Raw genomic sequence first — 23162 nt, 5'->3', positions numbered from 1 at the left:
ACCTATACGTATGACATCACTCCCGGTTTACGAAGAAAACGATCTATCGACATATATTCCATGAAGACAGACTGCGATAAGCCGTCATTTTTCCTGCGTTATCAGAGAGGTCCCATGCATCGAGTTTATCCTTTCTGATATCTCAAAAAGGAGCTATAAAAACATGAACGAAACACGTAAGTTGAAAGCTGTCATCTTTGACTTGGACGGCGTCATTACCGATACGGCGGAGTATCATTATCAGGCATGGAAAGCCACGGCAACCGAGCTGGGCATTCCCTTCACGCGAGAGTTCAACGAGAATCTCAAAGGGGTATCCCGCATGGACTCCTTAAAGCTACTGTTAAGTCAAGCGGAGAAGCCTGTAAGCTATTCGGATGAAGAGCTGGTACAGCTGGCCGACCGCAAAAATAAGCTGTATGTCGAGCTGATCGAAACGATTACGCCAGCCGACCTGCTGCCCGGCATTACGGAATTTGTGGCAGACATCCGGTCGGCCGGCCTGAAGACCGGCATCGCGTCCGCCAGCAAAAACGCCATTGCCGTATTGACCCGGCTTGGCGTCATGGACGAGTTCGACGTCATCGTCGACGTGACCAAGCTGAAGAACAACAAGCCGGACCCTGAGATCTTCCTCACCGCTGCCGCGCAGCTTGGCGTAGAGCCTGCCGACTGCATCGGGGTGGAGGATGCCGTATCCGGCGTTGATGCCATCAAGGGCGCCGGCATGTTCGCCGTGGCAATCGGCAATGCAGCGCATTTCCCGCACGCGGATGTCGTGCTGTCCAGCACGGCGGAGCTGGACTTTCGTAAACTGGCGCAGACGTTTGAAGACTGATCATAGATTGAAGGGGTGCTCTCTAGGGGGCGCCCTTTTTTCATGTGCCCACCCATTTTTGCAACCGCTCACCATCTTCGGTAGACTTGTAGTTGGTAGTGAATACCTGTAACTTATCCGGTATGTCAGTCAGACAAGCATATCGAGAATACGATAAAGGGGACTTTCCATGGAACAGGCTGTTTTGGATCAAGGTGCCGAGCGATTCGGACAAGGTTCTTATTCACTGAAGTTACTTGGGGGATTCGATCAGAATGTATTTGAATACAACGGTGAAGCCGGACGTCACTTCATTATTAAATTCTTGGACGCATCCAAATACCGCAAGGCCTCGATCATTCGCGAGCTCACGTGGATGGCCTATCTCGCCGAGCATGGGCTGAACATGGTGGAGTCGATTCGATCCGCTCAGGATCTTCTTATTGAAGAGATAACTCATGAGTCGAAGCGATATTATGTCATTGCTTTTACAAAGGCTCCGGGCAGCCCGTTAACTGATTTGGCATCGGATTTCGCCATGATCAAGCAGTGGGGGCGCGGGATGGGCCGTATGCATAAACTCGGCAAAAAAGACTCCACCGCAGCTTCGCTCGTTCACCAAATGGCCTTTCCCCAGTGGAATGATCATGTAATATTCACCAATGCGTTCCCGGAGGCTGCAGGTGAAAGAGTCCATGCACAGTGGAAGCAGTATCTTAAGGAACTTGAGGCCCTCCCGCAAGACCAGGAAGGCTACGGCATCGTTCACAATGATCTCCACCATAACAATTTTCACGTACATAACGGGGAGATTATTTTTTTCGACTTCGGGGATGTCTCCTGTCATTGGTTTGCCTACGATATCGCCATAGCCATCTATCATGCGGTTCAGACCGTGCCTGAAAGCGGAAAAGCCGAATTTGTCGCCAGATTCTTCGACTCGTTCTTATCCGGCTACCTTCAAGAGAATACGCTGAGTGAGGATTGGATCGAGCGAATTCCATTTTTCATCGACTTCCGCAATATCTACTCCTTTGTCTACTTTTCCAAATTCGTAAACTGGAAAGAGATGAACGAGCGCACCCGGAATTATCTCTTAGGGATGAAAGCTGATATTGAGGCAGGCAAATCGGTTGTGAAGCTGTCCATTTAATATAGAGAAGGAAGATTGCTCTACCATGAAACCAAAATCAAAACCTCTCCGCCGGCTCGGCTATTTGGGCCTGGGGTTACTCCTCTCGGCCTTCATTCTATACCTGTTGTTCCTACGGCCCACGCCAATCAAGGTGGGTGGATTTACATCCTTTACGGATGAAAACACCATGATCTTCGAGGTGATCAATGAAGGATTCGCCGATGTGGAGCTGCTGGACGTGCGGGTAAACGATGGCCGGAAGCCGGCCAAAGCCGAGCTGGGCGTCAGTTATTCCCTTCATCTTGTGGGTGGCAGCGACCTCGATGAAGATCCTAATATTGAATTCGTGGATATTCGGGAGTTGCCGCTAAAGCCCGATCTCATGCCCGAAAAGAAGAGAGCTGCGCTCGATCAAGGTTCTCGCATTCCGCTTAATTACGGCATCCGTCTATATAATGATGAGCCCATCACCCAGATTGAAGTGAAATATAAGTATGGAGGGATTACCTTTACGAGGGAGATGCCGATGGGACGATTTTTCAATAACGGCTAAGTCGTCCTGTCCGGCCTAATCCCCATTGGTTAAACATGAATTGTTTCGAGGTGGTAGCAATGAATCCGGTTCCGTCCTCATAGATACCCCTATAATTGGATTTAGTTAAAACTATATCCAATTATTTGCGTCTCTAGTTATATACGATAATTACGTGGAGGGATCAGGATGAAGAAAAGGTTGTTTTTATCATTATTGGCAGTAGTCATTGCTTTAACTACCGCCGTTGGTATGGCTTTTGCAAGGGGAACCATCAAAATCGTAGTTAACGGCGAACCCATTAAAACGGATGCTGTACCGCAGATAAGTAACGATCGAGTCATGGTCCCGATCAGCTTCATTTCAAAAGCCTTAGGTACCCATGTAAGTTGGGACCAGAAAAATCAAACGGTTTCAATAACGAGTAAGTCAGACGTTCAGGAAGATGTCTGGAATCAAAATCTTAATTTGACTGGTAGCAGCTGGTCACAAGTCAAAAATCTGATCGCGCTTTATATCGCGGGTTTTGATACGCGTGACGATAAGTTAATCCGCTCCATAGCAGTTGAAGGATTCGACATGATTCCAATCGGTGGTATGTACCCATCCATAATTGATTATGATATTGTGGATGCTCAGTCATCAAAGGGATTGATTAAGGTGAGAGTAAAAGTAATCTTTTATGAAGAAAAGCTCTTTGGAGAAGACTGGGACATTGAAATCGCTCAAGGCAAAATTAAATCGATGCAGAAATCCAAGCTCTTTGATGTCGATAATTATACTGTGTTCCCAGGACTCTCTTTTGAAAATAAATAAGTAAACCAAAGCCTCTATCCGTGTTGGATAGAGGCTAATGTGATAAAAACCAATTCCACAGTTCTCTGTAACTGATAGATTTCCTACGATACAATCTCCGCCCAGCGGGATAACGTCTCCTCAACACCTGCTTCTCCCTTGATCATCCGCTCAATATCCTGATTGATCTGCTGCCTGGACAGGTTCCAGACCTGATTGGAGAGATAAGCATTCTTATCGATTCGCTCCATGGCATACAAAGCCGGACCCCACCAAGGGTTATCGATACGTCCAAGCTCCTTAGCCAATGTTCTTGTGATGGGCACGCCCCAATAAGCACGCCTCGCTTCCTCTGAAGAAGGCAGTGCTAATTCTTTCAGCAATTCCCATGCCAGCTCCGAATACTTGGACGTGACAGGAATGCCGTAGCCTGTCGAGTACATCGTATAAATATCCCTGCCACCCTGTGCATGAGGCAATCCTACCACGCCATAGGTTTCACTTAACTCGGGATCGTAGGCAATCCCGTTATGCCAGCTAAAGTCATAGATCATGGCAAACCGATTCGAACGGAATATGTTGTCCACTTGGACGCCCGGCATAGGAGCCACTCGATGCTTGCGGTAAAGATCTACAATCCATTGATACGTCGCATGCGCAATCTCGCTATCCGCATAGCCCTTACCGACAGTTCCATCCTCCGACAAATGCCGCCCTCCCCTGCGCATAAGAAACGGTTCCAAAAATTCCACATCCGGATAAATGTAAAAACCATACCGTGATTCATCCCGGTTCTCTCCGTGCCGCGTCAAGCGGATCGCAACATCAAGAAATTGATCCTCTGTCCATTCATTCGTAGGAAAGGGTACATTCGCTTCGGCAAACCATTTTTTGTTATAAAAAATTTGGGGGACTGCGACATCCACAACCGGCAGCGCAGCTAGCTGGCCCTCCCACATCGGATGCGTCAATGCTCCCTGATAAAAATCATCCATCTCCAGCACCGGATCATTCTTCAGATAAGGCAGCAAATCTTGAACAACACCTTTGCGTAACTGAGTAGAATAACCACCCTCACGGATATGCAGCAGATCAGCCCCTTCGTGATGGAATTGTTCCATCACACCATAGCTGTCCTCCGCCTTTACCAGCACCACTTTGACGTCTGGCCTGAAAATTTCGAATGATTGAATCACCGTTTGCACATATTTTAGATCATGTCCGTTCGCTTCTGTGATGAGGCGAAGTTCAGTCGGTGTTGTCATTTTAATGATCCCTCCGTGTATGGTTAATCACGACTTGCAAATGCTTCATAGCTTCCCTCTCCTGTTCATGAGCCCAATTTAAATGACCGATCGCCGCTATGATCGATTCCGGGTCTGAACGGTCAGTGCCGCAAGGAAACGGGAAGAGCGCTTCCAATTCCGTCCACATCCTTGCGGATTCTTCATAACATGTTATGAGATGATCATAGACTTCATTTATCTGATACACAGGCGATGTCGGCGAATCATGGACTATTCCGCTATCAGCCGTTACATGGCAGTCCCTTTCTTTGTGCGCACTCCATTGATCCTTCAGATCACGCAGATACGCCACGGCATACCGCCGGGCATCCCCATACACACGAATCAAATAGCTCATCCCATGCAGATTGATATGCGCTTCACCCCGCTCCAGGTGATCCCTCCAGGCATCATAAGCCGTCAAACCCTGCACATAATAAGGAAATGGGGTACGCGGCGAATAACCGTCACCCTCTACAGCGACTCTGGCGATACGGCTTAGCTGCTCCGCCATAGAAGACGCTGCAATCTGCCCTGTGTCATTTACCTGTTCGGGTCTCTTTTTAATTCCGCACAAAAAACGCAAGCTGCTCGTTGTCAGCTCTTCGTACGTTATGATTTTCGTGTAAGGAGCCGACGGGTCCGTCACATAAAGCTCATGCCGACCGTCATCGTAACCGTAAATCAAGCTCCATTCAAACGTGAAGGGCTTCTGAACATAGGTATCAAAAAACATCACCGGCGTTCCCGCAATCAGATATTCCCTGATAAAGTTCATGACCTCAGGACTCCTTGATTTGGCAAAAGGAAAGGAGGAGGCTACGGGGACCAGCGGAACGATACCTTCATCCGGAAGCTGACCACTCACGAATGAAGTCTCATATCCCATCCCATCAAACAGCTGCCTTAATACCTCCTGCCAATCGAACACAAACGCACCGTCAGCATAGGTGGACAATCCGGAAATCCGCAAACGGAAAGCATAACCGGAGCGTCCCATCAGCTCGCTCACACTATATGTATGATTCGTCATGTCCAGCATCATGGAGACGGTATCGATGAGTGAAGACGCCGTTTTACTCGTTCTTGATTTAGGCAATGGCAATTTTATCACCTGGCCGTTTCCTCCATTCTCCTCCTGATCCAGTTTCCCTGGAGATGCAGGGATCAGCATGCGGGAATGTTCCTCGCGCACCTTGCGTTTGGCCCTATAGATGTAGGTATAGACCGACTGGGTTGTCGTCTGGAATAACGCGGCGATCTCATCAGGAGACCATTGTTTAAAAAAATAGGCTTCAAATATCCCGCGTTCCTTGCGGTTTAAGCAGTGCAGAAAGGATTGGATCATATCAATCGTTTCCTTGCGTAGGTACAATGTCTCCGGATTCAACTGGTTCTGTTTGTGCGTTAGCTGCATAGACAGAAATTGCAAAATATGTTCCACATCGCCCCAATCGATGTTGGCGGAATCCATCGCTTGGGATAGCTTTAGGCTGGTGAATGGCTGTTCGATTCGATAAGGACCGCCGCGTCGCAGCTTCATCTGGGCCTGCCTGCGAACAATGGCCTGCAGCCAGCCCATGAATCTGGATGAATCGATCAGCTGTCCGACGTGAAGGAACGCCTTGATTAACGAATCCTGCACGATATCCTCTGCCATATGGGTATCCCGGGTCATGGAACGCGCCCAGGAACGAGCCGAGGCACGATGGCGGCGAACAAGCTCCCCGAAGGCTTCCGTATCTCCTGCCTTCGCCCGCTCTGTTAAGATGCGGTCCTCCATCGTCTCGATGGTGGTCCCATCTGCCGTGGTTTCCAGCATAAGTTCCCTCTCCTCCTCTCTTTGAACGGTTATTTATAGGACCTATGAAGAAGATGCCTGCGGCACATATCATTTGAACAAAAACTACGAAATTTTTTAAAGCACAGTGGAAAAAACCAAGGTCTCCAATTCCAAGCAAGCAAGGAAAGGATCTCTTGGTTATCTGCATATCATCATTCACCCACTTCCTTATATTTACTGACATTGATCCCATGTGAGGTGTTTCCAGTAACTATATGGATGCTGTAGGCAGTTATAATAATTTTTCAAGAAGGCATCATCACTTCCACTGCCAGCCCAGAATACTCCACCTACCGTGCTGGACAGCGCATATTCTTTAAAACTTCTAAAATGTGTCTTGGCAAGAGAAGCCGTTTGTTCCAACCAGATCAGCATTTCTTCTTCGTCTATGTATCCTAAATATGCACACAATCGGCACAGACTCGTACCATTTGCAATATCGAAACCTCTAATGCCACAAGAGAGCAACGTCTTGTCGTATTGAGCCACAACCGAATATCGTATGTATTTTTCTTGTTCCTGTTGGGTACTTTTTAGCAGCTTAGCTCTTTCCTGCAAGGGCATAACAAGAAGTGAGCCCCTTATTGAATCAAATAAAGCATTCAGTTCGCTACCCTGAAGCAGCTCCTCCATCTTCACTTTAAATGTCTTGTGACTTGAAACACCAAAACGGTCTAGAAACTGACTGATTTCTTCCTTTCTTATCGCTCTCTCTAGCCCTTGTGATTCAGGAACGCCGAAAATGATTTCGGAATCGAGCCTAACCTCGTTATTCTTGATGTTCTCCCAAAAATCCTGCTTCGTAGACATGATCTCTAAATCATACTTTGCTCCAAATGCAGAAGTCATACTTAAAGAGAGATTCCATAACTTTTGATGAATCATCGAATAACTTACCTCTCTAATTGATTTACTAGTAATACTACTTTTATTACTCCAATAATCAAGACAACGATCAAGATCATGGACAGCAACACTTCTCCCATTTCAAAAATCATAGAGTATACCATAGTTATTAGAAACAGTAACATGCCACTAAACACGATGATCTGAAAAAGGAGAGGAAGGTTCCTCCTTATAAAGGTTAAATAATTCTCCTTCTCAGGAAGATCCGGAAAAAAGAACATACTTTCACTGCATTTGGAATAGTCCAACTCCAGATCCATTGCATAAAGATGGTCAAAACACTTGTCTTCCACCGTTTGGTTGCGAGCCTTTATTTCCTTAAGAATCAGGCCCAGGCCTCTCCGTGCCTCCATGTTATCCTGATCCCTGGATAAAACTTGATTAAAATCCTGCTTCGCTTTTTCATAATCGCCGTTTTGATAATATGCATAACCCCGATATACAAGGGCATCTACATCATTGGGAATGAACTTTAATACCCTGGAAAAAGTAATTTCAACGCGATCATAATCACCCACAACATAGTAAGATACGCCTAACAACTTATACAATACCGGGTCTCTATTGTATATTTCCATAGCCTGCATAGCATAATCTATGCCCTCTACGTATTTCCTATCACGGATAGCCAAAAAAGCTTGAAATCTTAAATCAGCATACTTCTCGTAATCAACAGCAAGATTAGGATCCAAGTATTGAAAAGTGAGCCCCAGGTCATATTGAATCATATCCTTCCAAGGGAACCATGAACGTTTGCTGAGAGACAATTCGCTGTCCAGGTATAACCATATGTCATGCGGCAGGTGAGGGTTGTCTATAACAAATTGTATGGCAATTTCGGATAATCGCTCGCTATCCACCAAGGATTGATGTAAAAAAAGTGATCTCCAGCTATTTATATCCCTACGTTTAAAAATATCCTCATAGATGGCACGCATCTCTTCATAAAAGCCGCTTGCCTCGACTTCATCTGTAATGATAAGTGGTGGCTCAGCTTCTCTGGATTCATCCGTAATAACAATTGGTTCTTCTTCCTCGGCTTCATCCATAATAACCGTTTGTTCTTCTTTCGTTATGAAGTTAGCTTCAGAACCAAAGAGCGCTGAATGAGTATTATTAGAAGGGGCTTTATCAAGCTGTTCGGCCCACTTCATAGCCTGTTCATATGCGGCCCGAAGCCTCATGAACCCGTCCGGGTTATCTTCCGGATGATATTTTTTTAATAATCTGGTGTAGGCACGTCGAATATCTTTTTTATTTTTTGTGGGCTCGATCTCCAAAGTACTCCACAATTCATTCAAATGGCCACTCCTCCACGCTTCTTAAAAATCGTTCGAGTCGCTGTGCCGCCCTATTAATTTCTTGAGGGTTTTGTTGATCTAAAATTTTCTCGAAATTCTCTAGTTCACGGGCAATGGTAATTCTTATATCCGATAAATTTTCCTCATATAACCTTTCCCCAAGCGCTAACAAATATTGATTTTTACTGTTCTCGCGAGGGTGGATTTTTAATTCTTCAAGTTCACGCAGTCGCTGATTTATTTCTTCCTCGGTCATGGTTATAGAACTATTGATAATAACCTTAGACTTCTTTTCCCGAGTTACGTGGGAATAAGCTTCGACCTCCAATAAACCATTGATATCATAGGTGAATCTAACATCAATGGCCGAGTGTCCTGCAGGAGCCGGCGGTATATCCAATTCAAGATCCCCAAGTTTCAAATTGTTCTCGCTATTGCGGCTTTCTCCTTGATAAATGCTTATTTTGATATGAGTCTGATGGTCATAAGCATTGCAGAACTCATCTACTTTACTGTAAGGAATAACTGTATTCCTCTCAATTAATGGAGCAAACCGACCGCCTGCAAGTCCAATACCTAAGGTATACGGACAAACATCGGTAAGTACCGTCTCGCGGAGATTCTGATGACGTTCTTTCATCGCTGCATAAATTCCGGCTCCAATACCTACAACCTCATCGGGATTTAAATGGACAAGAGGGAATTTACCGAATAATTTAGATACAAATGCGCGAATAACAGGCATCTTCGTCGAACCGCCCACTAAAATGACATGGTCCAATTCGTCTGGATGAACCGAGGAATCCAATAATGCCTGCTGTAGGGGTTTCCTGAATTTTACAAGTAAATCCGTTACCATCTTTTCAAATTCATTACTTGTAATCTCCGATATATAATTCACTCCGTTGATCATACATGACATCTGGGCAACATCTGATTGTGAGAGAGCCTTTTTACAATACTCTGCTTGTTTGCGGAGCATGGAGTAAGTCTTGCGAGCGGTCCTGTCTAACTTCATGTTGTGCTGCTCCAAGAAATACCGGATCAGACAATCGTCAAAGTCTTCACCGCCCAACAAATTATCCCCTGCAACAGCCCTTACTTCCATGACATCCTCCAACATATCTAAAACCGAAACGTCAAACGTTCCTCCACCCAAGTCAAAAATAAGCACTTGCTTTTCTTCTTTCAATTCATTTAAACCATAAGCTACAGCCGCCGCCGTAGGCTCATTAATCAATCGTTCGACCTTCAACCCCGCCAAAATCCCCGCTTCCTTCGTAGCCCTTCTTTGATGATCATTAAAATAGGCTGGGACGCTGATCACTGCCTCCGTAACTTCCGTTCCCAAATAGTTCTCTGCATCGGCTTTAAGTGATTTAAGTACAAAAGAAGAAAGCTCCGTTGGTGAAAATTGATAACTGCCCAGATCATACCTTTTTCCTGTACCGATATGACGCTTAAAAACAGCAGCGCTCATATGTGGATGAGTTATTAACCGCTCCTTGGCTGCACTGCCAATTATGATTTCACCTGTCTCAAGTACACTCACCACAGACGGGGTCAGTTTTTCTCCCATCGAATTGGGAATGATTACACACTCATTTTCTATAAAACAAGTAACTAAACTGTTCGAAGTCCCTAAATCAATGCCAATAATAGCCACTTCCATCACTCCATCTTTATTACAAATTTTCCAGAAAAATAATTCTTTTATATTTATATCGGCATTCCAAACTTTTTTTTGATTTTTTGGTAACAAAAAAACCGGGCTGTAGCAGCCCGGTTCATGAGCAATATTATAATGACACTATATCATGATTCAAAAAAATAAAATCCCTCAGAGCAGCCTCCATATCAGGCTCCCCACCGTCTTCGATCCACGGATCCTGAATAACAAGATAACGGCAGGCGCTGCTCTGCAAATAGCTGTAGATGATTTGTGCAGCATCGATATCTTCCCGGGTAACCTCGGTCGCATCGCAGTCCATATCCCTCGTGAAATAGCTGATAATCAAGGCTTTGACCCTCTGCCTCAGCGATTCAATGTCCACCGTGGTAGCCACAGAGCATCGCTCGCTGTGCAGCACAACGTTCCCCTTAATCAGGAATAACTTGATCGTATCTTCGTCTAGATACTCGTAGACAACGATGCTGTGATTCTCTTCGGCGAACTCGATCACATGCCGTTTACTTAAGAGAAAGTTCACCGCCTCCATGCCGTCCCTGTATTTTGCAGCCTGCTCAAAATCGAAACGCTCTGCGGCGCCCAGCATGGTTCGCTCCATTTCATCATATAAACTTCGGTCGTCCCCCTGAAGCAGAGCAATGAATCGATCCATGATTTCATCAAATTGCCGCGCGGTTTCGCCGCCAAGACACTTGCCAAGACAGAGGCCAATCGAATAATTCAAGCAGGGAGTATTTGCCGAAGAAGCGGCAGGTGTATGATTACAGGCGATTTTACGGCATTCCTTAACCTTTTGCACTGCATGTTCTAGACTATGTCTACTGGCTGTATAGGGGCCGAAAAAACGAGACCAGTCGCGACCGCCTTCATCCAGTGTATCTGTAATTTCCAGCCATCGCCAATCTCGCTTTTGCCGCAATACGATATAACTGTAACCTAGCGGATTTTTCATCTTGCGGTTATACATCGGCTTTAAGTCCTGAATGAGCCTGCATTCCAGCATGAACGCCTCAAACTCCGTGTCGGTGACGATATGCTCCAGGTCTTTGACATGCTGAACCAGCTTCTTCACTTTTGGGGAGTGCGATTTATTGTTGTAAAAATACGATTGTACTCGCTTTTTGAGACTTTTGGATTTGCCAACGTAAATGACCGTTCCCCGCGAATCTCTCATGAGATATACGCCCGGCGACAGCGGCAACTCTTGTATTTTTGTTTTCATTCGACTGTCGATCCTCTCAACGAATCTATCAAACATGGCGTTTTCCGTTCAATTCCAAGATACCATATGCACACCAAAAAGCACCACCGTCACGGGCTGATCCAACTCGATGAATGTGGTGCCTCTATTACCTCGACGGCACGCGCTGCGAAGATGGATAGATGACCAACTCAAATGCCCTCGTATGCCTTCACAACCTGCTCCGCATATTCCTTCACCCGTTCGGCCACTTCTCCATGTAAGACGAACCCTGATTCTTTTGTTCATCTAGAAATTCAAGGTGGAAGAACGGTAGGATGTAGCTTTCAGTTTCATTCAACTCATAATGACCCGATACTGCTGCCTGTAGGCTCTCGGCGACATCTGGGCCGCCCGCTTAAACATCTTCCCAAAGTGAGAGAAGTTGTTGAATCCCGAACGCATGGCGATATCCGTGATGGAATCATCGCTTTCCCGCAGCAAGCGCTGCGCTTCTTTAACCCGAAGCAGGTTCAGATAATCGCTAAAGGTAAAACCCGTGGTCTGCTTGAACAGCCGGCTGAGATAATGCGGGCTGATTCGGAATGCCGCTGCAACCTCGGGCAGCGTTAAGGCCTTCCGGTAGTTGTCGTTAAGATACCGGACGACCGCCTGGGTCTTCGGATGAAGAACCGGCTCGGTATCGGCGGAACAAACCTTTCCCAGATGTCGGTTACGGTAGGCGAAGAGCAGCAATTCAACCGTCCGGTGCCGCAGCAGCCAGCTGCTCCCCGCCTGGGGACGGACCATCTCCTCCACCATTTCACCGACCATTCGCTCCATGACTTCACATCCCGGTGAAGGAAGCCTTAGAATCGGAACATTCCAGCCGAACGGCTCCTTCAGTCCTTCGGCCAGGTCGGGTGATACGGTCAATTCCGCAAACAACTCCGGACTTATATAAAGGACAACCCGGTCATGATCGGGCCGGCCGCTGTCCAGCGTCTTATGAACGGCATTCCGGTCCACGAAAACGAGATCCCCAGCTCTGATCCGGTAGGAACGGTCCTTAATGAAGTATATGCGCTCACCCGATAAGAGGTAGTACAACTCGTAATGATCATGAAGATGGTCAACCGTCATAGAGAAGTATCCAATGCGGCGGTCATATTCAATGTCCAAATATCCGCTAGGATCGTGGTAATCCGCTCGAAACGGCTTCGTCATGTCGCTGCCCCCTTTGCTTGGATTATAGCAAAATAAGCGGTGTTCGAAAGCGATTGCGCATAAAATGCGGCGAAAGAAGTACTTCTTTGTTATAGGCTATAGCTATATTCAAGGAGGCGATAGAGATGAGTGACAAGAAACGCTATGTATTGGTCGGAACCGGCGGCCGAGCCGAATTTTTTTATGGCGCCCTGGCCCAGAATTTCCGTGACAGATCCGAGCTTGCTGCCTTTTGCGATATCAACCAGACTCGCATGAATTACGCGAATCAGCTGCTGCGGGAAAAATATAAATACACCGAGGTACCTACATACACCGCGGACCAATTCGACCAGATGATCGAGAACGAGAAGCCCGACTTCGTCATTGTCACGAGCATCGACCGGACCCATCACAAGTACATTATCCGCGCGATGGAGCTTGGATGCGATGTCGTGACCGAGAAGCCAATGACGATCGACGAGGAGAAATGCCAAGCCATCTTGGATGCCGCCAAGCGGACCGGACAAAATATCAGGGTCACCTTTAACTACCGTTACGCTCCCCATCATACCAAGGTACGGGAGTTAATCATGAATGATACCATCGGCCAGGTGACCTCAGTTCACTTCGAATGGCTGCTGAATACCCGCCACGGAGCGGATTACTTCCGGCGTTGGCACCGGGACAAGCGGAACAGCGGCGGACTGCTCGTCCATAAATCCACCCATCACTTCGACTTAGTCAATTTCTGGATCGGCTCGCATCCTGAAACCGTTTTCGCATTTGGAGATCTCATGTACTATGGTAGAGAGAATGCCGAAGCACGGGGCGTAACGCAATTTTACAATCGTGCCACCGGCAACAAGGTTGCGAAAGAGGATCCTTTCGCGCTCCATCTGGATTCCGATGCGCATCTCAAAGCCATGTATCTGGATGCTGAGCCGGAAGATGGCTATCATCGGGACCAGAGCGTTTTCGGCGACGGCATTAATATTGAGGATACGATGGGCGTTCTCGTACGATATCAGAACAAAGCCATTTTAACGTATTCGCTGGTGGCCTATCAGCCGTGGGAAGGCTATCGCATCGCCATTAACGGCACCAAAGGCCGGATCGAGATGAACATTGTTGAACAATCCTACGTGAATTCGCTGGGCGACAAGAATCAGGAAGGCGCGTTAATCGGAAAAACGCTGCGGGTGCTTCCAATGTTCGATGCCCCTTATGAGGTTCAAGTCGAAGAGAAAAAAGGCGGGCATGGTGGAGGTGACCCGGTTCTTCTGAATGATTTGTTCGGAGAGCCCGTGGAAGATCCGTACGCCCGTGCGGCCAACCATATCGATGGAGCGAGATCCATACTGACAGGAATTGCGGCCAACCGTGCCATCGCAACCGGCATGCCTGTCCGAATCAACAATCTGGTTCGTTTTTAAGCCGTACAAGGGTGCTCCACACACAACAGAAAAAGAGCCGTCCGCAGACGGCTCTCCTCTGTATATCTATTACAGCTTCACAATTTTACCCGTCTCTTGGGATTCGAATGCACCCAGGATCACGTTTAAGGAACGCAGTCCTTCCTCACCGGAAATGCTAGGAGGCGTGTTCGTAAGAATGGATTCGACAAAAGCGTCGATGACGCCGCTCGGAACCTGCTTCTCATTGGTTGCCATGACGCCAACCTTGTAGGTTTCCACCGTACCGTCGGTCAGCTCAACAACCACCTCATCGCCGTTAACAGTACCGATCTTCATGGCGCCGTTCTCGCACCACAATACCGTTCCGTTATCGCCGGATCTGTAATGCGTCCAGCTCGCCATCAGCGTGCCCACGGCTCCGCTCTTCATGCGAACGATGCAAGTCGCATTGTCGTCTACATCGGTTCCGTCTTTATGAACCGTTCCGATGAAACCCGCCACTTCCACGATTTCATCGTTCAGCAAATAACGGATAAAGTCGGATTTATGCACGCCGAGGTCACCCATAGCGCCCATAATCGCTTCTTCTTTGCGGAAGAACCAGCTGTCGCGACCATCGAGGCTCCAGCTCTCCGGACCGCCGTGGCCGAAGGAAGTACGGAAGGTAAGCACCTTGCCGAGCTTGCCGGAATCCAGGATTTCCTTCGCTTTCACGTGCGGAGGCATGAGACGCTGGTTGTGGCCTACCATCAGGTAAACCCCATTTTTGCGGGCTGCCTCGATCATTTGCTCTCCTTCTTCAGCCGTTGTTGCCATCGGCTTCTCCACCAGCACATGAAGACCGGCATTCGCAGCCGCGATGCTCATTGGAGCATGCAGATAGTTCGGCGTACATACGCTAACGGCATCGAGCTTCTCGTTCTTCAGCAGTTCTTGATAGTCTGTATAAGCTTTACCGCCATACTGGGCTGCCATCTCTTCGGCGCGTTCCTTTACCGGATCGGCAAAAGCAACCAGCTCCACGTTAGCATTGTTCGCGTATTCAGGAATATGTCTGCGCTGGGCGATTGCGCCGCAGCCAAACACAGCCACTTTAATTTTACTCATTGAAAGTCTCCTTTGTGCAAATAGATTAAAATTGGTTCAGGTAGTTCTGCTTCAGCCAGTTCATGCTGTTCTCGACGCTTTGCAGCGGCGGATTCTGACATACGTCCTGCTCGACGATCAACCATTCCGTGCCTGCATCGGATGCAGCCTGAATGACGCCCGGCAGGTTAACCGAGCCTTGGCTCAGCTCCAGTGTTTTCATGTTGCCTTCTGTATCCTTGCTGAAATCCTTCAGGTGAAGCAGCGGAAGACGGCCTGCATATTTTGGAATGTAAGCAAGCGGATCTTGTCCGGCAAATTGTACCCAGCATACGTCCATTTCCACTTGCACGGCTTCCGGCGTCGTTGCGGAATACATCGCATCAAATACGAACTGGCCATCGACCTCGGCTTCGAATTCGAATGCATGGTTATGGTAACCAAAGATCAGTCCCTGCTTGCGTGCTTCAGCCCCTACTTCCTCCAGGAAGGAGAAGAGGTTCTTCCAATCGTCGGCATCTTTACGATCTTCTTCGGCCACATATGGACACATCATATATTTAGCGCCAATGGTTTTCAGGTAATCAATTTCCTTCTGCAGATCTGCACGAAGAAGGTGCAGGCCTACATGACTGCCGATCGCTTTCAGGCCAAGTTCTTGAAGAAGCGTTTTCATTTCCTCGGCTGGAATGTCTCCATACCCTGCGAATTCCACGCCTTCATAACCTAATTCAGCCACTTTGCGAAGCGTACCGCGGAAATCCTGTGCTGTCTCATCGCGCAGCGTATACATTTGCAAACCAATGTTCATTCTTCTCATTATAGCGCACCTCGATTCCAAAAATGAGTTACTGCTCTATCTGCTACTATCATACATGCAAATAGGCTAAAATGAACATAAACAATATTGCTGCAACATGAACTATCTGCTTACATTTTTACTGGGGGTTGTTACCATGATGGAAGCAAGGCTGCTCATCTGCGACTATTCCTATCACTTTCAGCAGTTCAGCAACAGCCATCGGGGCGGCTTGACGACCTATCTGTTCCGTCTCCAAACCGAAGGCTCCTGCGAAATCTACTGCAACGGCATTGAGCACCACGTGCAGGCAGGCGACCTGCTGCTGCTGAAGCCCGGCGATGAATACGAGCTGCGGGTGAAGGAAGACAGCGAGGATGGCCGCGTGTCCAGCGGGGATTATTTTATATTTTGCGACGGCTCCTGGATTGATGATTGGTGGAACCGCATCCCCCGCCCTGTCGTCAGCCATGTCGGGCTCGACGATCATTTGCTGGGCCTGTGGAGACAGATGCTGCTGGAGAAGCGGCGCGGACTTGAGGGGGAAATCGGGGAGCTGACCGATTACCTGCTGCGGAGTCTCTGCCTGTGCCTAGATCGGGCCATTACCGAGATCAAGCCGACCGATCGTCTTGCCTTCACTGCCCTGCGGCTGAAGCGATTCGTGGAAGAACATGCCACCATCACCTTCAAGCTGGAGGAAGCTGCTTCCCATGTCGGGCTCAGCTTATCCCGGGCGGTTAAACTGTTTAAGGAGTATTACGGAAAAACCATGATCCAGTACGCCCTGGAGATCAGGCTGAATGCAGCCGTCGAGCGCATCAAATACAGCACCATGACGCTGGAGGAAATCGCGGAAACCTGCGGTTTTGCAAGCTATTCCTATTTTCACCGGGTATTCCGGGCCAACTACGGCGTGTCTCCGGTCAAGTTCCGGGCAACGGCAACGGTACCGGCCAGGCCGGAACAAGCGAAAGGCCCCCGCTGAATTTTTTCTACTATATAATGAAGTATTAAAAAAGCAGCCCATGCTCATCCATAAAGGCAGGAGCTTGGCTGCTTGCACATTAATAACTCGATATATTCTCCAGAATGCTTTTTCCGGCCACATCCATTCATATCATCGCGGCCCCGGCAGCAGCAAAGACTAGGGCGAAATAGACGCCTACACATACCAGATGATTGCGATTCCACTCCCGCGGCTTGATCTCAACTATGTACGGGAGCAGCCACAGGAAGCTGGCGACAAACCATACAGCGGAGGCCAATCCGATAAACAGCAGCTTCTGTCCTTGCTCGTATTGGAAGGCAGGGTCCATCCCGTTAAAACGGATCAGGGAGCCGCTGGTCAAGGTACAGGCATAGGCCAACGCCATGAACACGGCCATGACCAAGAGCGTGCCGATGACCTTGATCCCATCCGGGGTCAGGTAATTCGGCCGTCTCCCCTTCTTTCCGGTAAAGCCGATTAGAAAGAATACAAACCCGACCAGAATAGCCACGCCCGCCCCGGAGGCGACAACGCCCCCGGAAACGGCTGCTGCCAAGGCTAGAATCGAAACCATCATGTCGTCTTTCCCTCTCTTTCGTACCTGAACGATCGATCTAATGATTCACATCCGTCGTATCATCCATCTGGGCAGCCCGCATCGGTGAGAATACGAACCAAACTCCGACTACAGCCAGTCCGGTGATAACAGCGCCTAAGGCAGTCCGAAATCCAAATACATCAGCGATTAAACCACCCAGAGGCGCACCAATAACGATCATACTGCGGTTGATAGACCTCATGGTGGCATTCATACGCCCATGCAAGTGTGCAGGTGTGATCGTCTGCCGATAACCCATCTCAATCGGACCCTCAATACCTAATGCAAAACCATAGAGCAGTTGCCCAAATCCGATCAAGAGGAAGGTCAGAATCGACAGATTACCGTCATCAGTGGAAGGTGCCAGAACCATGAACAGGACCGCAGGTGCATACAAAAGCCTGGCAAACGCGATGCTGCGTCCAATTCCAAATCGCTTGCTGACCCGGGTAGATAACGTCGTGCCTATAACAGCGCCAATCCCGGCTGATGTCATGACCAGTCCCAGGGTTGACGCATTAAATCCCAATTCGGTGAGAGCGTAAGTTACCAGCACCGTACCCAGCATACTGTTAAATAGAAACCACACATGGGTATTGAGTGCCAGCGTACTAAGAAAAGGATGCCGGTAGACCCAGCGCAATCCTCCCTTTATCAATTCAACCATGCGTTCATTCGAGGCTTTTTCCTGTACGGGCTGATGTTTAATGAAAGCCATAACCAGCCCTGAAAACAGATACGAAGCTGCGCTAACCAAGACTGCAAACGGAGCCGTAACGATGGAGACTAATAAACCGGCAGCTGCGGGGCCGCTGGTTCCCGCAACGGCTGCGCTTTGCTCCAGCCGTGCATAAGCGGTCATTAAAAACCTTCTCGGCACGAGCTGGGGCACAATGGATTGAGATGCAGCATCATTGAATAACGACATCGCCCCGAATAGCATCATGATAATCATCAGAATGCCCACATTGATTCCATCGAACAATGCCAGTAGGCAAATCGCTACGAGCAAGATCCCCCGTCCCAAATCGGTCAGTACCAGGATGTTCCGACGACTGACGCGATCAATAATCACTCCCGCCACCAATCCCAGCAGCACATAGGGTAGCCACCTCGAGGAATTGATCCAGCCCACATCAACGGTACTGCCTTCCAGGTTAACCACCACCAGCACTTGGAGAGCAAGTGTGGTTATATACGTGCCAAAATATGAAATGGTGGAGGCTAACCAGAAAAATACGTAACTCTTATTGTTGGTGAGATTCATCTCTAACCTCCATCTGAGCGCCGTATTTTTCGGGTTAATTGTATATCAGTCACTGCTGAATGAAGTCACGAGCGCTATAACTAGTTAGATTGTAGCATATCTGTAACAGATAGAGTCGTACTCATTCCAATCGTTCCACGATCAAACCAGGGGGCGACTTATCGACAGAATGAATGTGTATGTTTCTAACGATCTACTCCAAGGAATTCGTTATAACGCTTCCCTTAAAAATATCATATCCGAGTTCCTGAAGAACCTTCACGGCATCTTCAACAGGCAGCTTGGGAAGATGAAACTCCTGATCGATGACCTCTCGCAACTCGCTGAGATCGGATAAAATACGCTTTTCCACCTTCCCGTTTGCATGCCGGATACTCAGCACATTGTCGACCAGGGACAGCGAGCGCTGCTGATCCAATTGCCACAGCTGACAGCGTAATGAAGAGGTGAAGAGATCATTCGGTTTAAAATAGGTTGCAATGGCCGGTTGGAAATCATCGAATTGATACGTTTCCCTCGTATCGAATGACCAAACCAATTCTGTCAGCAGCCGACCATCCGCATACCGATAGTACGTATACGTTCCGGGTTCATCCCCTGGGCGCAATCTGACTTCAATCCCAGCATATCGGGAAACATGATCGGGATCGGTCTCCAAACGAACGGGTTCGAAAAAAGGTGCGGAGTTTCCACAATCCACGTACACTTCTTCGTTTTCGTTGGGCAGACGAACAAGCAATCCAACATGCCCTCCGCCCAGCAACGTATAACGGGTTTGGAAACCAAGCCGGTTCAACAGCTGATGAAGACTACTGTTGATCATATAACAAGTACCTCCCGCATTCAGCTGCCAAAGCTGATTTACAAACCTCTGCTCATCCTGCTCCAGCCTGCCTTTTTGATGATACTCTTGATACTGCAGCAACGTGGTCATGTTCTCGAAAGGAATCCGCTGATGATGCGCGGTGCAAATTTCAGTCAAATATTCCAATGAAGGTTCCTTTACTGGAACTTGAATATATTGCAAATAATCGGTGGCCCATTCAGGTAATCGCTCTTGCTCCGTCACGAGGTTCACACTCCCTTATCAGATGTTAATATATTCTCTATTTTAAAGATTTGGCATCTGAATACCTCGTACGAACGACGGTTTGATCTATACAAAAATGGTCTTACCTATAGGTAAGACCGTCTTTTACGACTAAAGTCTAACATTCATGTATTCTTGCGGTACTCATGGATTTCTCGTGATTTAAGAGCCACTGCTTGCGCGACAATCCTCCGCCGTATCCGCCCAATTCGCCGCTCGTATTGATCACCCGATGGCATGGAATGACAATCGCGAGCTGGTTGGCGCCATTCGCTTGGGCAACGGCACGATAAGCGGTGGGCCTTCCCATTGTTGTCGCGATCTCGCCATACGAAGACGTTTGTCCGGGTGGAATCTGCAGTAACTTGTCCCATACTTCTTTTTGAAATGGCGATCCTAATAGAAACAAAGGCGTCTTAAATTCCGTTAGTTCCCCATCAAAATACGCGCCGAGCTCAAGCTCGATCGAACGAATCGGAGCTGTGTAACCCGGAACGATTGCCGACTTGGTTCTCTGCCGAAGACGCTCAACCTCACGCTCCAAGCCCCGACGGTCTACAAATTCGAGTAAATACAGCGCCTCCTCATCTGCGATGGCCATCATCGGTCCGAGACGCGTGTCGAGCCACGATGCTTTTAAGATCTTGTTATGCCCCGATCGGCTAGGCGCAGCGCCCATAATCCGCGAAAAGGCGTCCCTGAATCCGCTGCTGGACTCGTAGCCGGTCGACAGCTGCGCATCAATGACGGCATGCCCATCCCGGATTTGCTTCAGGGCAAGTCCCATCCGCCGTGCCCGTGCATATTCGACGAAGGTCATCCCAAACCGCTTTTTGAATTGGCGTCTCGCCGTCGAAGCATCCACGGACAGCTTCTGAAAATCCTGGTTGGTCCACCTTTTCTCCGGATTTTCTTCCACCGCCTCGACGAGCAGCCGGACCAGGTTGGACACCTGATTGGGGTGTGATAGCGGACGGCATCGTTTACAGGGCCTGAAGGAAGCAAGCAGCGCTTCTTGAGCCGTCTCGTAAAATTCGCAATTTTCCATCTTCGGTTTTCGGGCCGGACATGTCGGGCGGCAGAACACCCCCGTGGTCTTCACGCCCACATAAAACACGCCCTCGTACTCCGATTTCTTTTCCAGCAATGCCTGGTAATACTCCTGTTGATTCGCAGCCGATATCACTTGGGGTTCCTCCCTCGAACTAATGTACTTACTCTGTTGCTATCGCTTGCAAGCCATCCTATCATGCTCTCTTTGTCCTGGTGTTCCTATTATATTGGATATGCCGGCAAGACGTAGCCGAAAATCGTGCATGAATATTTTCGAGGGAGACGCGCCAACCCGATGATCCTGGTTGACCTAATCATACGAAAAACCCCTTCCGCGGACCGGAAGAGGCCTTTCTTTTAAGAATATTGAAATTCCTTAAGACTAAAGATTTAACCTTTGATGGACCCTGCCACCATACCCTTCATGATCTGCTCCTGCAAGATCAGGTAGGCCACGATCGTTGGAATGACTGCGATCGCCATCGCTCCCATCGTCAAGCTGTAATCCGTGCCGAAGCCGTCCGAGAACAAGGACAGACTGAGCGGCAGCGTCTTCAGCGCTTGCGTATTGATAAATACGAGTGCGAAGGAGAAGTCATTCCAGAATCGGAGGAATGCCAGAATCGATATCGTTGCTACGATGGGCGTACAGAGCGGAAGAATCATTCTGGCGAAGATTCCCCACCAGCCGCTGCCGTCAATCATGGCCGCTTCTTCAATCTCTCTTGGAATGGATGACATGTAGGCCATCGCCAAGAATATCGCGATCGGCAGCTCAAATGCCGTATAAGGAAGAATGAGCGCACCGTACGTGTCGAGCAGGCCGATATTTTTCATCATAATAAATAGGGGCACCAGCGTACTATGAATCGGAATCAGCAGCCCGGTCGTAAACAACACGACCACCAGCTTTTTGAACCGAAACTGGAATCTGGACAATACATATGCCGCAAGTACACTGAGCAGGATGGTCAGAACGACAGCTGTAATCGTCACAACCGTTGAATTCAGCATCGCTCTGCCCATATTTCCAAGCTCCCATGCCCGGAATAAATTCTCGGTCATCCACTCCTTCGGCAAGCCGTAAGGGTTGGTGAAGAAATCCTGATTCGATTTAAACGCGCTCGTAAAAAGCCAGTACAAGGGATAGAGCGTAAGAATCGCATACACAATCAGCAGCAATTTTACGAACCCGGTTAACCCCTTCGTGATGACGCGTTTCCCTGAGGCACTTCCGGTCCCGGTCGTCTGTAAATTCACATCGCTCCCTCCTTCATGTTAGCTTGACTTTCTGCGCGTTGCGAAATAGTTAAGCGCGATAAGAATGGCGCTGACGATCATAATCATCGTGGAGACGGCGGAGCCGTAACCGTAACGGTACACACTGAACGTGCTGTTGTACATATAAGTGGCAAGCAGCTCGGTCGATTGCGCAGGTCCGCCACCCGTCATGACGATGACATGGTCAAAAGCTTTCAGGCTTCCCGAGATGCAGAGCACAATGGTTACGACAACCGTGCTCCAGATCATCGGCAGCGTGATTTGCATCAGCTTGTTCCAGCCGGTGGACCCATCGATTTTGGCCGCATCATGGATCTCCGGTGAAATATTTTGCAGTGCTGCGATAAAGATGACCAGATAAGGGCCGACGTTCGCCCAGTTAATCGGGATCGATATCGCCAGCATGTTCACTTTTGGATCGGACAGCCAGGGACGGGTCCATGAGTCCAGACCGAGCATCTCCAGCACATAGTTGGCGATCCCGAACTGAGGATGGTAAATGTAACCCCAGATGAGACCGACAACAACCGTGGAGAGAACCATCGGCATGAATACGGCAGACCGAATGAACCTGGAGAAGAACGAATTCTTGAACAATACAATAGCCAGAATCAACGCGATTGGAACCTGACCGATAATGGATGATACGACCAGAATCAGGTTGTTTCGAAGCGCCCGCCAGAAGATCGGATCCTTGAACATCTCTTTATAATTATCAAGGCCGATAAAGGTGGCGTCTCCGAACCCTTTCCAACTGAAAAATCCGTAGTAAGCTGACCAGAAGACCGGAATAATGACAAATATTAGAAACAACAGAAGCGCTGGAAGAAGAGCTATGGCTATAAATCCTTTGCTTCTCATCGCTGTAGGCATGGCAGCCTCCTCCCT

General features: G+C 48.4%; 21 protein-coding genes. 6 read left to right on the top strand and 15 right to left on the bottom strand.

What is annotated here, in order from left to right:
* Positions 1 to 163 precede the first annotated feature (163 nt).
* From pgmB to CRG97_RS02625, 4 genes are all read left to right on the top strand, one after another.
* Positions 164 to 838, top strand: coding sequence for a beta-phosphoglucomutase (gene pgmB / locus CRG97_RS02640; protein ID WP_098741634.1), 675 nt, complete (start codon positions 164 to 166; stop codon positions 836 to 838).
* Between the two features lie 169 nt (positions 839 to 1007).
* Positions 1008 to 1970, top strand: a complete 963-nt coding sequence (locus CRG97_RS02635; RefSeq protein WP_098741633.1) for a phosphotransferase enzyme family protein — start codon at positions 1008 to 1010, stop codon at positions 1968 to 1970.
* 25 nt (positions 1971 to 1995) lie between these two features.
* Positions 1996 to 2505 carry a hypothetical protein gene (locus tag CRG97_RS02630; RefSeq protein WP_098741632.1) on the top strand — a complete coding sequence of 170 codons (510 nt, stop codon included), beginning with the start codon at positions 1996 to 1998 and terminating at the stop codon, positions 2503 to 2505.
* 168 nt (positions 2506 to 2673) lie between these two features.
* Complete coding sequence (locus CRG97_RS02625; protein WP_202618857.1) at positions 2674 to 3300, top strand: copper amine oxidase N-terminal domain-containing protein; 627 nt, start codon at positions 2674 to 2676, stop codon at positions 3298 to 3300.
* An 83-nt stretch (positions 3301 to 3383) separates the two neighbouring features.
* Here CRG97_RS02625 and CRG97_RS02620 read toward each other — a convergent pair whose 3' ends face one another.
* The 7 genes from CRG97_RS02620 to CRG97_RS02590 all read right to left on the bottom strand — a co-directional run bounded on the left by CRG97_RS02620 (position 3384) and on the right by CRG97_RS02590 (position 12712).
* Positions 3384 to 4544: an extracellular solute-binding protein gene (locus CRG97_RS02620; RefSeq protein WP_098741631.1), complete on the bottom strand. Its 1161-nt coding sequence runs from the start codon at positions 4542 to 4544 to the stop codon at positions 3384 to 3386.
* A 1-nt stretch (position 4545) separates the two neighbouring features.
* Positions 4546 to 6387 (bottom strand): RNA polymerase sigma factor, encoded by a 1842-nt coding sequence (locus CRG97_RS02615; protein ID WP_098741630.1) that lies wholly within the window; start codon positions 6385 to 6387, stop codon positions 4546 to 4548.
* 195 nt (positions 6388 to 6582) lie between these two features.
* On the bottom strand, positions 6583 to 7293 hold the full coding sequence (locus CRG97_RS02610; protein WP_098741629.1) for a DUF1266 domain-containing protein: 711 nt from the start codon (positions 7291 to 7293) through the stop codon (positions 6583 to 6585).
* An 8-nt stretch (positions 7294 to 7301) separates the two neighbouring features.
* Positions 7302 to 8615: a J domain-containing protein gene (locus CRG97_RS02605; protein ID WP_098741628.1), complete on the bottom strand. Its 1314-nt coding sequence runs from the start codon at positions 8613 to 8615 to the stop codon at positions 7302 to 7304.
* A complete protein-coding gene (locus CRG97_RS02600) occupies positions 8608 to 10281 on the bottom strand; it encodes an Hsp70 family protein (protein WP_098741627.1) in 1674 nt (557 codons plus the stop codon). The genes CRG97_RS02605 and CRG97_RS02600 overlap by 8 nt, the downstream gene beginning before the upstream one ends.
* 133 nt (positions 10282 to 10414) lie before the next feature.
* Positions 10415 to 11527, bottom strand: a complete 1113-nt coding sequence (locus tag CRG97_RS02595) for a GIY-YIG nuclease family protein (RefSeq protein ID WP_098741626.1) — start codon at positions 11525 to 11527, stop codon at positions 10415 to 10417.
* 315 nt (positions 11528 to 11842) lie between these two features.
* Positions 11843 to 12712, bottom strand: a complete 870-nt coding sequence (locus CRG97_RS02590; protein ID WP_098741625.1) for an AraC family transcriptional regulator — start codon at positions 12710 to 12712, stop codon at positions 11843 to 11845.
* A gap of 125 nt (positions 12713 to 12837) precedes the next feature.
* On the opposite strand from CRG97_RS02590, the gene CRG97_RS02585 reads away from it, so the two are divergent.
* Entirely contained in the window at positions 12838 to 14127 is a 1290-nt protein-coding gene (locus CRG97_RS02585) for a Gfo/Idh/MocA family protein (protein WP_098741624.1), read from the top strand.
* Between the two features lie 69 nt (positions 14128 to 14196).
* Here the strand turns inward: CRG97_RS02585 and CRG97_RS02580 are convergent, their stop codons facing one another.
* Positions 14197 to 15216 carry a Gfo/Idh/MocA family protein gene (locus CRG97_RS02580; RefSeq protein ID WP_098741623.1) on the bottom strand — a complete coding sequence of 340 codons (1020 nt, stop codon included), beginning with the start codon at positions 15214 to 15216 and terminating at the stop codon, positions 14197 to 14199.
* A gap of 25 nt (positions 15217 to 15241) precedes the next feature.
* Positions 15242 to 16015 (bottom strand): sugar phosphate isomerase/epimerase family protein, encoded by a 774-nt coding sequence (locus CRG97_RS02575; protein WP_098741622.1) that lies wholly within the window; start codon positions 16013 to 16015, stop codon positions 15242 to 15244.
* A gap of 139 nt (positions 16016 to 16154) precedes the next feature.
* On the opposite strand from CRG97_RS02575, the gene CRG97_RS02570 reads away from it, so the two are divergent.
* Positions 16155 to 16982: a helix-turn-helix domain-containing protein gene (locus CRG97_RS02570; protein ID WP_098741798.1), complete on the top strand. Its 828-nt coding sequence runs from the start codon at positions 16155 to 16157 to the stop codon at positions 16980 to 16982.
* A gap of 127 nt (positions 16983 to 17109) precedes the next feature.
* Here the strand turns inward: CRG97_RS02570 and CRG97_RS02565 are convergent, their stop codons facing one another.
* From CRG97_RS02565 to CRG97_RS02540, 6 genes are all read right to left on the bottom strand, one after another.
* Positions 17110 to 17562 (bottom strand): hypothetical protein, encoded by a 453-nt coding sequence (locus CRG97_RS02565; protein WP_237566265.1) that lies wholly within the window; start codon positions 17560 to 17562, stop codon positions 17110 to 17112.
* 37 nt (positions 17563 to 17599) lie between these two features.
* Positions 17600 to 18850, bottom strand: a complete 1251-nt coding sequence (locus CRG97_RS02560; RefSeq protein WP_098741620.1) for an MFS transporter — start codon at positions 18848 to 18850, stop codon at positions 17600 to 17602.
* Positions 18851 to 19043: 193 nt separating this feature from the next.
* Positions 19044 to 19919 carry an arylamine N-acetyltransferase gene (locus tag CRG97_RS02555; protein ID WP_161952908.1) on the bottom strand — a complete coding sequence of 292 codons (876 nt, stop codon included), beginning with the start codon at positions 19917 to 19919 and terminating at the stop codon, positions 19044 to 19046.
* 139 nt (positions 19920 to 20058) lie between these two features.
* Positions 20059 to 21126 carry a bifunctional transcriptional activator/DNA repair enzyme AdaA gene (locus tag CRG97_RS02550; protein WP_098741618.1) on the bottom strand — a complete coding sequence of 356 codons (1068 nt, stop codon included), beginning with the start codon at positions 21124 to 21126 and terminating at the stop codon, positions 20059 to 20061.
* Between the two features lie 257 nt (positions 21127 to 21383).
* The gene (locus CRG97_RS02545; protein ID WP_098741617.1) at positions 21384 to 22253 is read right to left on the bottom strand and encodes a carbohydrate ABC transporter permease; all 870 of its coding nucleotides are present in this window, start codon (positions 22251 to 22253) and stop codon (positions 21384 to 21386) included.
* 18 nt (positions 22254 to 22271) lie between these two features.
* Entirely contained in the window at positions 22272 to 23147 is an 876-nt protein-coding gene (locus CRG97_RS02540) for a carbohydrate ABC transporter permease (RefSeq protein ID WP_098741616.1), read from the bottom strand.
* Between the last annotated feature and the right edge of the window lie 15 nt (positions 23148 to 23162).

It is taken from the genome of Paenibacillus sp. EZ-K15 (assembly GCF_002573715.1).
Lineage (GTDB): Bacteria > Bacillota > Bacilli > Paenibacillales > Paenibacillaceae > Paenibacillus_AQ.
This window is presented reverse-complemented; position numbering and strand designations above follow the sequence as displayed.

Excerpts from the sequence above, each read along its gene's own strand:
- pgmB (WP_098741634.1), top strand. The coding sequence starts at position 164 with ATGAACGAAACACGTAAGTTGAAAGCTGTCATCTTTGACTTGGACGGC.
- CRG97_RS02635 (WP_098741633.1), top strand. The coding sequence starts at position 1,008 with ATGGAACAGGCTGTTTTGGATCAAGGTGCCGAGCGATTCGGACAAGGT.
- CRG97_RS02630 (WP_098741632.1), top strand. The coding sequence starts at position 1,996 with ATGAAACCAAAATCAAAACCTCTCCGCCGGCTCGGCTATTTGGGCCTG.
- CRG97_RS02625 (WP_202618857.1), top strand. The coding sequence starts at position 2,674 with ATGAAGAAAAGGTTGTTTTTATCATTATTGGCAGTAGTCATTGCTTTA.
- CRG97_RS02620 (WP_098741631.1), bottom strand. The coding sequence starts at position 4,544 with ATGACAACACCGACTGAACTTCGCCTCATCACAGAAGCGAACGGACAT.
- CRG97_RS02615 (WP_098741630.1), bottom strand. The coding sequence starts at position 6,387 with ATGCTGGAAACCACGGCAGATGGGACCACCATCGAGACGATGGAGGAC.
- CRG97_RS02610 (WP_098741629.1), bottom strand. The coding sequence starts at position 7,293 with ATGATTCATCAAAAGTTATGGAATCTCTCTTTAAGTATGACTTCTGCA.
- CRG97_RS02595 (WP_098741626.1), bottom strand. The coding sequence starts at position 11,527 with ATGAAAACAAAAATACAAGAGTTGCCGCTGTCGCCGGGCGTATATCTC.
- CRG97_RS02590 (WP_098741625.1), bottom strand. The coding sequence starts at position 12,712 with ATGACGAAGCCGTTTCGAGCGGATTACCACGATCCTAGCGGATATTTG.
- CRG97_RS02585 (WP_098741624.1), top strand. The coding sequence starts at position 12,838 with ATGAGTGACAAGAAACGCTATGTATTGGTCGGAACCGGCGGCCGAGCC.
- CRG97_RS02580 (WP_098741623.1), bottom strand. The coding sequence starts at position 15,216 with ATGAGTAAAATTAAAGTGGCTGTGTTTGGCTGCGGCGCAATCGCCCAG.
- CRG97_RS02575 (WP_098741622.1), bottom strand. The coding sequence starts at position 16,015 with ATGAGAAGAATGAACATTGGTTTGCAAATGTATACGCTGCGCGATGAG.
- CRG97_RS02570 (WP_098741798.1), top strand. The coding sequence starts at position 16,155 with ATGGAAGCAAGGCTGCTCATCTGCGACTATTCCTATCACTTTCAGCAG.
- CRG97_RS02565 (WP_237566265.1), bottom strand. The coding sequence starts at position 17,562 with ATGATGGTTTCGATTCTAGCCTTGGCAGCAGCCGTTTCCGGGGGCGTT.
- CRG97_RS02560 (WP_098741620.1), bottom strand. The coding sequence starts at position 18,850 with ATGAATCTCACCAACAATAAGAGTTACGTATTTTTCTGGTTAGCCTCC.
- CRG97_RS02540 (WP_098741616.1), bottom strand. The coding sequence starts at position 23,147 with ATGCCTACAGCGATGAGAAGCAAAGGATTTATAGCCATAGCTCTTCTT.